The 12,878-nt window shown below is 61.5% G+C and carries 14 protein-coding genes; all 14 read left to right on the top strand.

Going from position 1 to position 12,878, the window contains the following annotated elements:
* Positions 1-120 precede the first annotated feature (120 nt).
* On the top strand, positions 121-909 hold the full coding sequence (locus tag ACIOYV_RS24835; RefSeq protein ID WP_401327848.1) for an ABC transporter ATP-binding protein: 789 nt from the start codon (positions 121-123) through the stop codon (positions 907-909).
* On the top strand, positions 906-1,853 hold the full coding sequence (locus ACIOYV_RS24830) for an ABC transporter substrate-binding protein (protein ID WP_401327845.1): 948 nt from the start codon (positions 906-908) through the stop codon (positions 1,851-1,853). The genes ACIOYV_RS24835 and ACIOYV_RS24830 overlap by 4 nt, the downstream gene beginning before the upstream one ends.
* The gene (locus ACIOYV_RS24825; protein WP_401327843.1) at positions 1,850-2,860 is read left to right on the top strand and encodes a FecCD family ABC transporter permease; all 1,011 of its coding nucleotides are present in this window, start codon (positions 1,850-1,852) and stop codon (positions 2,858-2,860) included. The genes ACIOYV_RS24830 and ACIOYV_RS24825 overlap by 4 nt, the downstream gene beginning before the upstream one ends.
* A 469-nt stretch (positions 2,861-3,329) precedes the next feature.
* Positions 3,330-4,595, top strand: a complete 1,266-nt coding sequence (gene urtA, locus ACIOYV_RS24820) for an urea ABC transporter substrate-binding protein (RefSeq protein WP_054044050.1) — start codon at positions 3,330-3,332, stop codon at positions 4,593-4,595.
* A gap of 131 nt (positions 4,596-4,726) precedes the next feature.
* On the top strand, positions 4,727-6,223 hold the full coding sequence (gene urtB, locus ACIOYV_RS24815) for an urea ABC transporter permease subunit UrtB (RefSeq protein ID WP_401327840.1): 1,497 nt from the start codon (positions 4,727-4,729) through the stop codon (positions 6,221-6,223).
* Complete coding sequence (urtC, locus tag ACIOYV_RS24810) at positions 6,223-7,302, top strand: urea ABC transporter permease subunit UrtC (protein ID WP_401327837.1); 1,080 nt, start codon at positions 6,223-6,225, stop codon at positions 7,300-7,302. The genes urtB and urtC overlap by 1 nt, the downstream gene beginning before the upstream one ends.
* Complete coding sequence (gene urtD / locus ACIOYV_RS24805) at positions 7,299-8,168, top strand: urea ABC transporter ATP-binding protein UrtD (RefSeq protein WP_401327834.1); 870 nt, start codon at positions 7,299-7,301, stop codon at positions 8,166-8,168. Before urtC ends, urtD begins: the two co-directional genes overlap by 4 nt.
* Before the next feature lie 105 nt (positions 8,169-8,273).
* Positions 8,274-8,972 carry an urea ABC transporter ATP-binding subunit UrtE gene (urtE, locus tag ACIOYV_RS24800; RefSeq protein WP_401327831.1) on the top strand — a complete coding sequence of 233 codons (699 nt, stop codon included), beginning with the start codon at positions 8,274-8,276 and terminating at the stop codon, positions 8,970-8,972.
* Between the two features lie 30 nt (positions 8,973-9,002).
* The gene (locus ACIOYV_RS24795) at positions 9,003-9,842 is read left to right on the top strand and encodes an urease accessory protein UreD (RefSeq protein ID WP_401327828.1); all 840 of its coding nucleotides are present in this window, start codon (positions 9,003-9,005) and stop codon (positions 9,840-9,842) included.
* A 129-nt stretch (positions 9,843-9,971) separates the two neighbouring features.
* Entirely contained in the window at positions 9,972-10,274 is a 303-nt protein-coding gene (ureA, locus tag ACIOYV_RS24790) for an urease subunit gamma (protein WP_033055605.1), read from the top strand.
* 9 nt (positions 10,275-10,283) lie between these two features.
* A complete protein-coding gene (locus ACIOYV_RS24785) occupies positions 10,284-10,817 on the top strand; it encodes a GNAT family N-acetyltransferase (protein WP_401327825.1) in 534 nt (177 codons plus the stop codon).
* A 5-nt stretch (positions 10,818-10,822) separates the two neighbouring features.
* A complete protein-coding gene (locus ACIOYV_RS24780) occupies positions 10,823-11,359 on the top strand; it encodes a GNAT family N-acetyltransferase (RefSeq protein ID WP_265042771.1) in 537 nt (178 codons plus the stop codon).
* The gene (locus tag ACIOYV_RS24775) at positions 11,356-11,661 is read left to right on the top strand and encodes an urease subunit beta (RefSeq protein ID WP_121732917.1); all 306 of its coding nucleotides are present in this window, start codon (positions 11,356-11,358) and stop codon (positions 11,659-11,661) included. The genes ACIOYV_RS24780 and ACIOYV_RS24775 overlap by 4 nt, the downstream gene beginning before the upstream one ends.
* A gap of 153 nt (positions 11,662-11,814) precedes the next feature.
* On the top strand, positions 11,815-12,878 hold a 1,064-nt coding region (locus ACIOYV_RS24770), incomplete at its 3' end, for an urease subunit alpha (protein WP_401327820.1).

Raw genomic sequence — 12,878 nt, 5'->3', positions numbered from 1 at the left:
AAGCCTCGCTCCTACAGGGGTTGTGTCGTTCGCAAATTCTGTGACTGACACAACCCCTGTAGGAGCGAGGCTTGCCCGCGAAGGCGTCACCAGCAACACCCAATATTTCAGAGTAAATGCATGACCTCGCTCAACCTCACAAACCTCGCCTGGACACCCCTGGGCCACGGCCACTGCCATCACCAGTTCCAACTGCGTGACGCCTCGCTGCACGTGGCTGCCGGTGAATTTGTCGGGTTGATCGGCCCCAACGGCAGCGGCAAGACCAGCCTGTTGCGCTGCGCCTATCGCTTCAGCAAACCCGAGAGCGGCGAGGTCCAGCTCGATCACCACAACGTCTGGAAACAATCCTCACGCTGGTGCGCACAACGCATCGCCGTCGTGTTGCAGGAATTCCCCGATGCCTTCGGCCTCACCGTCGAGGAAGTGGTCGCCATGGGCCGCACGCCGCACAAAGGCCTGTTCGACGGTGACACCCTCGAAGATCGAAACCTTGCCAATCAAGCACTGGAATCCGTTGGCTTACAAGGCTTCGAAGACCATGCCTTCGCCACCCTCTCCGGCGGTGAAAAGCAGCGAGTGATCCTGGCGCGAGCCCTGGCCCAGCAACCGCAATTGCTGATCCTCGACGAGCCGACCAACCACCTCGACCCGCGCTATCAGCTTGAGCTTTTGCAACTGGTCAAACGCCTGAATATCGGCACGTTGGCGAGCATTCACGACCTGAATCTGGCCGCTGCTTTCTGCGATCGTTTGTACGTGATCAACCACGGTCGCATCGTCGCCAGCGGCACACCGAAAGAAGTCCTGACCGCCCCGCTGCTGCGCGATGTATTCGGCGTCGAAGCGCTGATCGATGACCACCCCCTCCACGGCTACCCCCGAATCACCTGGATAACCCAACCATGACTGTGCGTTCCCTGCTGTGCGTCGCCCTGTTGCTGGGCGCTGCCCACGCCTCTGCCGAGGCCACGAAATACCCGCTGACCGTCCAGAGCTGCAATCGCGAAGTGACGTTCAAGCAAGCGCCGAAACACGCGGTCAGCCACGACATCAACATGACCCAGATGATGCTCGCCCTCGGCCTCAAACCGAGCATGGCCGGCTACAGCGGCGTCACGGGATGGAAGTCGGTTACGCCCGAAATGCAGACCATCCTCAATGGCTTGCCGGAATTGGCGGCCAAATACCCGTCGGTGGAAACCCTGCTCAACGCCAACGTCGATTTCTTCTTCGCCGGTTGGGATTACGGCATGCGCGTCGGCGGTGACCTGACGCCGCAAACCCTGCAGCCGCTGGGCATCAATGTCTACGAGCTGACCGAGTCCTGCGCCTTCGTGATGAAGCGCCCGGCGGCCACGCTGGAGGACACTTACAACGACCTGCGCAACCTCGGCAAAATCTTCGACGTGCAGGACCGCGCCAACGCCCTGATCGCGGATATGCAGGCGCAAGTTGAAGAGGTGCGCAAGGATCTGCCCGCCGACAAACCCCGCGTCTTTCTATATGACAGCGGCGAAGACCGGGCCATGACCTCTGGCCGTCTCGGCATGCCGCAAGCGCTGATCGATGCAGCCGGTGGACAAAACATTCTCGATGACGTCGAGGCCAGTTGGACGCGGGTCAATTGGGAGAACGTGGTCGAGCGCAATCCGCAGGTGATCGTGATCGTCGACTACGGCGAAGTCACCGCCGAGCAGAAAGAACAATTCCTGCTCAACAACAAGGCGCTGCAATCGGTGGACGCGATCAAGAACCAGCGCTTTATTGTCATCCCGTACGTGCAGGCCACGCCGGGGATCGACAACGTACTCGCGGTTGAAACCCTGGCCAAAGGGTTCCACGGCGAATGATCGAGCGTCGCTATGCCTTGCTGCTGATCGCACTCGGCGCGCTGTTGCTGGTGTCGTGCGTGGTGTCCCTGGGCTTCGGCCCGGCGCGGGTGCCGGTGGACGTGGTGTGGCGGATTTTGCTGCACAAGATCTTCGGTGTCGGCGTGCCGGACTGGGCCGCCGGGCAGGAACACATCGTGTGGCTGATCCGCGTGCCGCGCATGTTGCTCGGGGCATTGGTGGGTGCCGGGTTGGCGTTGATCGGTGCGGTGCTGCAAGCGGTGACGCGCAATCCGCTGGCCGACCCGCACCTGCTCGGCGTGACCTCGGGCGCCACGTTGGGCGCGGTGATTGTGGTGCTGCATGTCGGGGAGATTGTCGGGTTGCTGACCTTGCCGATTGCGGCGTTTATCGGTGCGCTGGCGAGCATGTTGATCGTGCTGATGATCGCCAATCGCAACGGGCGGCTGGACAGTGATCGCCTGCTGTTGTGCGGCGTGGCGGTGTCGTTTGTGATGATGGCGATTGCCAATTTGCTGCTGTTCATGGGCGATCACCGCGCAAGTTCGGCGGTGATGTTCTGGATGCTCGGCGGTCTCGGGTTGGCGCGCTGGGAGTTGCTGGCGGTGCCGGCGGTCAGCGTGTTGCTTGGGCTGGTATTGTTGCTCGGGATGGCCCGGCCATTGAATGCGTTGATGGCGGGTGAGCAGACGGCGGTGACGCTGGGCTTGAATGCTCGCACGGTGCGGTTGCGGGTGTTTTTGATTGCTTCGCTGATGACTGGGGTGCTGGTGTCGATCAGCGGGTCCATCGGGTTTGTCGGGTTGATGGTGCCGCACATTGCGCGGCGGTTGGTGGGCGCTGAGCATCGTAGGTTGTTGCCCGTCTGCGTCTTGCTCGGCAGCGTTTTCCTCGTCTGGGTCGACGTCGCCGCCCGCACCCTGATCGCCCCGGAAGACTTGCCGATTGGCGTCGCTACCGCAGCCATCGGCGGCCTGTTCTTCATCGGCCTCATGCGCCGCCGCTGATCTCCAGAACCAACACTAAACCCTGTGGGAGCGAGCTTGCTCGCGAATGCGGTCCGACATTCAAAATAAATATCGACTGACCCACCGCTTTCGCGAGCAAGCTCAGCTCCTACACGGTTCGTCGGCGCTCTCAGATTCCGCTCCCGACACAAATCCCCTGTAGGAGCGAAGCTTGCTCGCGAAGATGGCGGTACATCCAATATCTCTGTGACAGGCAGACCGCTTTCGCGAGCAGGCTCGCTCCCACATTTGTTTAGTGTTGCCTGCAACACCTTCGCCCCAATCTGGCGCAAGCAGGCGCACCAGTGCATCCTCGGCGTTCCTTCCTGGTGCGCCGCCATCCCCGCGCGACCGCTCTAACACGACATTTCCTTGCCAAAACCCGACCAGGCACAGCCCTTGCAAAACAGCCTTCAGTAGTCCGCCTCTGCCAATCAAAAAAAATACTAATGTTCACGGAGATCGCACAATGAAGCGTCGCAGCTTGATCAAGGCTTTCACACTCACGGCAAGCATTGCCGCGATGGGCATGACCTGGACTGTCCAGGCCGCCGAGACCATCAAGGTCGGCATCCTGCACTCCCTGTCCGGCACCATGGCGATCTCCGAAACATCCCTCAAAGACATGGCGTTGATGACCATCGACGAAATCAATGCCAAGGGCGGCGTGAACGGCAAGATGCTGGAACCGGTAGTGGTCGACCCGGCGTCGAACTGGCCGCTGTTCGCTGAAAAAGGCCGGCAGTTGCTGACCCAGGACAAAGTGGCCGTGGTGTTCGGTTGCTGGACGTCGGTGTCGCGTAAATCGGTATTGCCGGTGTTTGAAGAACTCAACGGTCTGCTGTTCTACCCGGTGCAGTACGAAGGCGAAGAGATGTCGCCAAACGTGTTCTACACCGGCGCGGCGCCGAACCAGCAGGCGATCCCGGCAGTTGAATATCTGATGAGCGAAGAAGGCGGCAGCGCCAAGCGTTACTTCCTGCTCGGCACCGACTACGTCTACCCGCGCACCACCAACAAAATCCTGCGCTCGTTCCTGCACTCCAAAGGGGTGGCGGACAAGGACATCGAAGAGGTCTACACCCCGTTCGGCCACAGCGATTACCAAACCATCGTCGCCAACATCAAGAAATTCTCGGCCGGTGGCAAGACGGCAGTCATCTCCACAGTCAACGGCGACTCCAACGTGCCGTTCTATAAAGAGCTGGCCAACCAGGGCCTGAAAGCCACCGACGTTCCAGTCGTGGCGTTCTCGGTAGGCGAAGAAGAACTGCGCGGCATCGACACCAAACCGCTGGTGGGCAACCTCGCGGCGTGGAACTACTTCGAATCGGTCGAGAACCCGCAGAACAAGAAATTCGTCGCTGACTGGAAAGCCTACGCCAAGAAACACAACTTGCCGGGCGCCGACAAAGCGGTGACCAACGACCCGATGGAAGCCACCTACGTCGGCATTCATATGTGGGCGCAAGCGGCTGAAAAAGCCAAGTCCACCGACGTCGACAAGGTCCGCGAAGCGTTGGCCGGCCAGACCTTTGCCGCGCCGTCGGGTTACACGCTGACCATGGACAAGACCAACCACCACCTGCACAAGCCAGTGATGATCGGCGAGATCCAGGCCGACGGTCAGTTCAACGTCGTGTGGCAAACCGAAGGCCCGATCCGCGCCCAGCCGTGGAGCCCGTTTATCGATGGCAACGACAAGAAGCCGGATTATGCGGTGAAGAGCAACTGAGGCACCTGACTGAACTCACACGAAACCTGTAGGAGCGAGGCTTGCCCGCGAAGCTTTTGGCGGCCTTGAGGTCCCCTTCGCGGGCAAGCCTCGCTCCTACAAGGTTCCTCATCGCCTTTCAGGACGTTGCCATGTCCCTCTATCGTCTATTTCTTGCCCTCGCGCTCCTGCTGCCGATGGCCGCCCACGCCGGCGACGCCGAAGACTTCGTCGCGGCCAATCCCGTGCAGCAAGCCAAACTCCTGGAAGCCTGGGCCGCGCAGCCCGATCCGGCCCGTGTCGAACTGATCAACGCCCTGCAACAAGGCGAATTGACCGTCGACGGCCAACCGAAAACCCTGCGCCTGAATAACCGCCTGCGGGGTCTGATCGACACCGCCCTGGCCAGCCACCAATTGCTCGCCGCCGACGCCAAAATCCGTCTGGCCGCCGCGCAGCAATTGCAGAAAAGCGCCAAACCGGCGCAGCTGAAATTCCTCGACCAGCAACTGGCTGGCGAAAAAGATGAAAGCGTTCACGCCGCCCTGAGCCTCGCACTGGCCAATCTGCAACTGGTGGACACCGACCCCGCCGTGCGTCTTGCCGCTGTGCGTTTGCTCGGTGAAACCGGCGACCCGCTGGCCCGCACGCGCCTCGAAGGTTTGCTCGAACCCGGCGTCGAAGCCGATGCCGGCGTGCGCACTGCCGCCGAAACCAGCCTCGCTCAAGTCAAACGCAAACTGCTGATCGGTGAGTTGCTCGGCCAGGCGTTCAGCGGTATGTCCCTCGGTTCGATCCTGCTGCTCGCCGCCCTCGGCCTCGCGATCACCTTCGGCCTGCTCGGCGTGATCAACATGGCCCACGGCGAGATGCTGATGCTCGGCGCCTACTCGACTTATGTGGTGCAGCTGATGTTCCAGCGCTTCGCCCCGCAAGCCATCGAGTTCTACCCGCTGATCGCATTGCCTGTGGCATTTTTCGTCACCGCCGCCATCGGCATGGCGCTGGAGCGCACGGTGATTCGTCACCTCTACGGCCGCCCGCTGGAAACCCTGCTCGCGACTTGGGGCATCAGCCTGATGCTGATTCAGTTGGTGCGTTTGCTGTTCGGCGCGCAGAACGTTGAAGTGGCGAACCCGGCGTGGTTGTCGGGCGGGATTCAAGTGCTGCCGAATCTCGTGCTGCCCTACAACCGTATCGTGATCATCGCCTTCGCGCTGTTTGTGGTGGTGCTGACCTGGCTGCTGCTGAACAAAACCCGCCTGGGCCTGAACGTGCGTGCGGTCACCCAGAACCGCAACATGGCCGCGTGCTGCGGCGTACCGACCGGACGTGTGGACATGCTCGCCTTCGGCCTCGGCTCGGGCATCGCCGGCCTCGGTGGCGTGGCGCTGAGCCAGATCGGCAACGTCGGCCCAGACCTCGGCCAGAGCTACATCATCGACTCGTTCCTGGTGGTGGTGCTTGGCGGCGTCGGCCAGTTGGCCGGTAGCGTGCTCGCGGCGTTCGGCCTCGGTATCGCCAACAAGATTCTCGAACCACAAATCGGTGCCGTACTCGGCAAGATCCTGATCCTCGCGCTGATCATTCTGTTCATTCAGAAACGTCCGCAAGGCCTCTTCGCACTGAAAGGACGGGTGATCGACTGATGAACCAGCCTCTTATCGTCACAGCCTCACAAAAGGCCGGCCCCAAAGTCACGATCTCCGTGGGTGCGGTGATCCTCGTTTTGCTGTTGGCGTTACCGCTGCTGTCGCTGCTATCGCCGGTCAGCGTCTTCCACGTTTCGGCCTACACGCTGACGCTGGTGGGCAAGATTCTTTGCTACGCCATCGTCGCCCTGGCCCTCGATCTGGTCTGGGGTTACGCCGGTTTGCTGTCCCTCGGTCACGGTCTGTTCTTCGCCCTCGGCGGCTATGCGATGGGCATGTACTTGATGCGCCAGGCTTCAGGCGATGCCTTGCCGGCGTTCATGACCTTCCTGTCGTGGACCGAATTGCCGTGGTACTGGACCGGCACCAGCAGTTTCCTCTGGGCCATGTGCCTGGTGGTTTTGGCACCGGGACTGCTGGCGTTGGTGTTCGGCTTCTTCGCCTTCCGTTCGCGGATCAAAGGTGTGTATTTCTCGATCATGACCCAGGCCCTGACCTTCGCCGGGATGCTGCTGTTTTTCCGCAACGAAACCGGGTTTGGCGGCAACAACGGCTTTACCAATTTCCGCACGATTCTCGGGTTTGGCATTACCGAGCCGGGGACGCGTGCGGTGCTGTTTTTCGCCACGGTGGTGTTGCTGGTGGCGAGCCTGTTTATCGGCTGGCGTCTGGCGCAGAGTAAGTTCGGCCGGGTGCTGACCGCGTTGCGAGATGCGGAAAACCGCCTGATGTTTTGCGGCTACGACCCACGCGGTTTCAAGCTGTTCGTGTGGGTGTTGAGCGCGGTGTTGTGCGGCTTGGCCGGTGCGCTGTACGTGCCGCAAGTCGGGATCATCAACCCGAGCGAAATGTCGCCGACCAACTCCATTGAAGCAGCGGTTTGGGTGGCGCTGGGCGGTCGCGGCACGCTGATCGGGCCGTTGCTCGGCGCCGGTGTGGTCAACGGCATGAAGAGCTGGTTCACCGTGGCCTTCCCGGAATACTGGCTGTTCTTCCTCGGGGCCCTGTTCATCGTCGTGACCTTGTATCTGCCTAAAGGCGTGATCGGTCTGCTGAAGAAAAGGGGCGAACAATGAGAGTTACAGCGACGGCGGAATTTATGCTCGAACCCGCGTTTTTCCCGGTGGAACCGAACAAGGACGCGGGCACCAGCCGCGACAGCATCGGCTTCGGCCAACGTGTCGGCCCTGGCCTGGATACGCGCCACGGCACGATCCTGACCTTGGAAGACATCAGCGTCAGCTTCGATGGTTTCAAGGCGTTGAACAGCCTGAACCTGTACATCGGCGTCGGCGAATTGCGCTGCATCATCGGCCCCAACGGCGCGGGCAAGACCACGCTGATGGACGTGATCACCGGTAAGACTCGCCCGAGTCACGGCAAGGCCTGGTTCGGTGAAACCCTGGACCTGACGCAGATGAGCGAAGTACAAATCGCCCAGGCTGGCATCGGTCGCAAGTTCCAGAAGCCGACGGTGTTCGAAGCCTTGAGCGTGTTCGAAAACCTGGAGCTGGCGCAGAAAACCGACAAATCGGTGTGGGCGAGTTTGCGCGCGCGATTGAGCGGTGAGCAACGCGACCGTATCTCTGAAGTGCTGGAAACCATTCGCCTGACCACGTCGGTCAATCGCCCGGCGGGTTTGTTGTCCCACGGTCAGAAGCAGTTTCTGGAGATCGGCATGCTGCTCATGCAGGACCCGCAATTGCTGCTGCTCGACGAGCCGGTGGCGGGCATGACCGACGCCGAAACCGAATTCACCGCCGAGCTGTTCAAAAGCCTGGCCGGCAAGCATTCGCTGATGGTGGTGGAACACGACATGGGTTTCGTCGGCTCGATTGCCGACCACGTCACCGTGTTGCACCAGGGCAGCGTGCTGGCGGAAGGATCGCTGGAACAGGTGCAGGACAATGAGCGCGTGATCGAGGTTTATCTCGGAAGATGATTTTGCTCCCGTAGGAGCGAGGCTTGCCCGCGAAGCTTTTGGCGGCCTTAAGGTCCCCTTCGCGGGCAAGCCTCGCTCCTACGGGGGATTTAGGAGAATTCAAAAATGCTGCAAGTCGACAAGCTGCACCAGTACTACGGCGGTAGCCACATCCTGCGCGGTCTCTCGTTTGACGTGAAGGTCGGCGAAGTCACTTGCCTGCTCGGGCGCAACGGCGTGGGCAAGACCACCCTGCTCAAATGCCTGATGGGTTTGCTGCCGTCCAAGGAGGGCGCGGTGAATTGGGAAGGCAAGCCGATCACCACGTTCAAGCCGCACCAACGGGTGCATGCCGGGATCGCCTACGTGCCCCAGGGCCGGGAGATTTTCGGGCGACTGACCGTGGAAGAAAACCTACTGATGGGCCTGTCACGTTTCTCCGGCAGTGAGGCGAAAGAAGTCCCGGCATTCATCTACGAGCTGTTCCCGGTGCTGCTGCAAATGAAGCAACGACGTGGCGGTGACTTGTCCGGCGGCCAACAGCAGCAATTGGCGATTGGTCGGGCCTTGGCCAGCCGTCCGCGCCTGCTGATCCTCGACGAACCCACCGAAGGCATCCAGCCGTCGGTGATCAAGGAAATCGGCGCGGTGATCAAGAAGCTTGCCGCTCGCGGCGACATGGCGATTTTGCTGGTGGAACAATTTTACGACTTCGCCGCTGAACTGGCCGATCAGTACCTGGTGATGTCCCGGGGCGAGATCGTGCAACAGGGTCGCGGTGAAAATATGGAAGCCGAAGGTGTGCGCGGACTGGTTACGATCTAGTCTGTAGCGTCCTAACGATAATCAGAAATCATGAATTTACCTTTACCCACTGTCCTGTTTACCCCGAGCTGGCACGCCGAGCTGGAGCTGGGCTACGCCCGTTTCGGCGTGAGCACACGCCCGGTCCTGCGCCGGCATCAAGGCCCGCTGCGCGTGCAAAAGCACCTGTACGCCGAAGGGCCCGAGGTGTGCCAGCACATCATCGTCCACCCGCCGGGCGGGATTGCCGGGGGTGATCGGCTGGACATCAGCGCCAGCGTCGGCGCCGATGCCTGGGCGCAAATCACCAGCCCCGGCGCCGCCAAGTGGTATCGCGCGGCCGGCCCCGCTTATCAGCAGCTCGACTTGAAGGTGGCGGCCGGTGCGACACTGGAATGGTTGCCCCAGGAAACGATCATCTTCAGCGCGGCCCAGGCCGAACTCAGCACCTCGATCAACCTTGAAGGCGATGCCCGGCTGTTCTACTGGGACGTTGTGGCGCTGGGTCGCCCGGCCAGTGGCGAGCGCTTCGACCTTGGGCATTTCCAGGCAAAACTCGACATTCGCCGCGACGGCCAGTTGCTCTGGCACGAACGCCAGCGCATTGTCGGGAGCGATGGTTTGCTCGACTCGCCGATTGGCCTGGATGGGCAACCGGTGTTTGCGACGTTGCTGGTGACCGGGGAGATCGACAGTGATTTGTTGGAAACCTGCCGCTCGCTGCCCAATGACGTACGCGGGGATCTGACCCAGTTGCCGGGACTGTTGGTGGCGCGCTGCCTGGCCAGCGAAGCGTTGTTGGCACGGGGTTGGCTTATAGATTTGTGGCGGTTGCTCAGACCTGCGTTACTCGGACGAGAAGCCGTCCCCCCAAGAATCTGGAGCACCTGAAACACAACTCCCTGTAGGAGCGAGGCTTGCCCGCGAAGGGGACCTCAAGGCCGCCAAAAGCTTCGCGGGCAAGCCTCGCTCCTACAAAAGAATGCGTGACCTTTTAACTGCCGATATGGATTCCCAACGATGGACCTGACCCCACGCGAAAAAGACAAGCTGTTGATCTTCACCGCCGGCCTCGTCGCCGAGCGGCGTTTGGCTCGCGGCGTGAAACTCAACTACCCGGAAGCCATGGCCTACATCTCCGCGGCGCTGCTCGAAGGCGCTCGTGACGGTCGCACCGTGGCCGAGCTGATGCACTTCGGCACCACCCTTCTGAGCCGCGAACAAGTGATGGAAGGCATCCCGGAAATGATCCCGGAGATCCAGGTCGAAGCGACGTTCCCCGACGGCACCAAACTGGTCACCGTCCACCAACCGATCGCTTGAGGCCGCGCCATGACTTATCTCATTCGCGATGCATTGCACGCCGATCTGCCGGCGATCCGCGACATCTACAACGACGCGGTGCTCAACACCACTGCGATCTGGAACGAACAGGCCGTGGACCTGGGCAACCGCCAGGCGTGGTTCAGCGCCCGGCAATCCCAGGGTTATCCGATCCTGGTGATCGTTGACGGTGATAACACGGTGCTGGGCTACGCTTCATTCGGTGACTGGCGGCCGTTCGACGGTTTTCGCCACACCGTCGAGCACTCGGTCTATGTGCGCAGCGACCAGCGCGGCAACGGCCTCGGCCCGCAATTGATGGTCGAGCTGATCGAACGCGCCAGGGGCTGCGACAAGCATGTGATGGTCGCCGCCATCGAAAGCGGCAATGCCGCTTCTATTCGTCTGCATGAGCGCGCCGGTTTCCTGATCACCGGGCAGATGCCCCAAGTGGGCACCAAGTTCGGTCGCTGGCTGGACCTGACCTTCATGCAACTGACCCTCAATCCTGGCGCGGAGCCGCCGAACGCCAACAAGGAGTAACACCGATGAACGCCGCCCAACTGCGTCGCGTGAATGTTGAAAGCTTTGCGCACTATCGCCAGGGTTTGATCGATTTGCTGCTGGACGCCGTGGGTTATGGCGCCAGCGTCGGTTTCATGGCCGACCTCGATGCGACTCAGGCCCGGGCCTATTTCGATGAGGTCCAGGCCAACCTGAACAAGGGCAACGTGCTGCTGTGGGTGGTGGTCAAGGATGAGCAGGTGCAGGCCAGCGTCCAGTTGACCCTGTGCCAGAAAGCCAACGGCCTGAACCGTGCCGAGGTGCAGAAACTGCTGGTGCGTGAACATGCGCGCCGTCGCGGCCTCGGCCAGCAATTGATGAGCGCCCTGGAACTCGCCGCCCGCCAGCACAAACGCGGCATGCTTTACCTCGACACCGAGGCCGGCTCCCCCGCCGAAGACTTCTACCAGGCGTTGGGCTACACCCGCGCCGGCCAGATTCCCGACTACGCTTGCGATCCCGCCGGCAACTACCGGCCGACCGCCCTCTACTACAAGATTCTGCAAGGAGTGAATGGATGATTCCCGGTGAATACCAGATCCAGCCCGGCGACATCGAACTCAACGTCGGCCGCCGCACAATTAGCCTGAAGGTGGCGAACAGCGGCGACCGGCCGATCCAGGTCGGCTCGCATTACCATTTTTTCGAAACCAACGACGCCCTGACCTTCGACCGCGCCGCCAGCCGCGGCATGCGCCTGAACATCCCGGCCGGCACCGCCGTGCGCTTCGAACCGGGGCAAAGCCGCGAGGTCGAGCTGGTGGATTTGGCCGGGCATCGGCGGGTGTTCGGGTTTGCCGGCAGGATCATGGGTGACCTTTAAGTCGTGTGCAGCCCGTACCGGCCTCTTCGCGGGCAAGCCTCGCTCCTACAGAGTTCGTGTTGAATTCCGATTCCGCGAACGACACATGACCTGTAGGAGCGAGGCTTGCCCGCGAATGCGATCTCCCATTCAATTATTTTCCAAGGCAAGCACATGAAAATCTCCAGACAAGCCTACGCCGATATGTTCGGCCCCACCGTCGGTGACAAGGTGCGCCTGGCCGACACCGAGCTGTGGATCGAAGTCGAAAAAGACTTCACCACCTACGGCGAAGAAGTGAAATTCGGCGGCGGCAAGGTCATCCGCGATGGCCAGGGCCAGAGCCAACTGCTCGCCGCTGAAGTGGTCGACACGGTGATCACCAACGCGCTGATCGTCGATCACTGGGGCATCGTCAAAGCCGACGTCGGCCTCAAGGACGGGCGCATCGCCGGGATCGGCAAGGCCGGCAACCCGGACGTGCAGCCGGACGTGACCATCGCTATCGGCGCCAGTACCGAAGTCATCGCCGGTGAAGGCATGATCCTCACCGCTGGCGGCATCGACACGCACATTCACTTCATCTGCCCACAGCAGATCGAAGAAGCGCTGATGAGCGGCGTCACCACCATGATCGGCGGCGGCACTGGCCCGGCCACGGGCACCAATGCGACGACCTGCACCTCCGGGCCGTGGCACCTGGCGCGCATGCTCCAGGCCGCCGATGCGTTCCCGATGAACATCGGCCTCACCGGCAAGGGCAACGCCAGCCTGCCGGAGCCGTTGATCGAGCAGGTCAAGGCCGGCGCCATCGGCCTCAAGTTGCACGAAGACTGGGGTACCACCCCGGCGAGCATCGACAACTGCCTGAGCGTGGCGGATCAATACGACGTGCAGGTCGCGATCCACACCGACACCCTCAACGAATCCGGCTTCGTCGAAACCACCCTCGCCGCCTTCAAGGGCCGCACCATCCACACCTATCACACCGAAGGCGCGGGCGGCGGTCATGCGCCGGACATCATCAAGGCCTGCGGCTTTGCCAATGTGTTGCCGAGTTCGACCAACCCGACCCGGCCATTCACCCGCAACACCATCGACGAACACCTGGACATGCTGATGGTCTGCCATCACCTGGACCCGAGCATTGCCGAGGACGTGGCCTTCGCCGAAAGCCGCATCCGCCGCGAGACGATTGCCGCCGAAGACATCCTCCACGACCTCGGCGCGTTCTCGAT

This window comes from Pseudomonas sp. NPDC087342, from assembly GCF_044744265.1.
Classification (GTDB): domain Bacteria; phylum Pseudomonadota; class Gammaproteobacteria; order Pseudomonadales; family Pseudomonadaceae; genus Aquipseudomonas; species Aquipseudomonas nunensis.
Note: the sequence above shows the minus strand (reverse complement) of the source record. Positions and strands in the feature narration are given on the sequence as shown.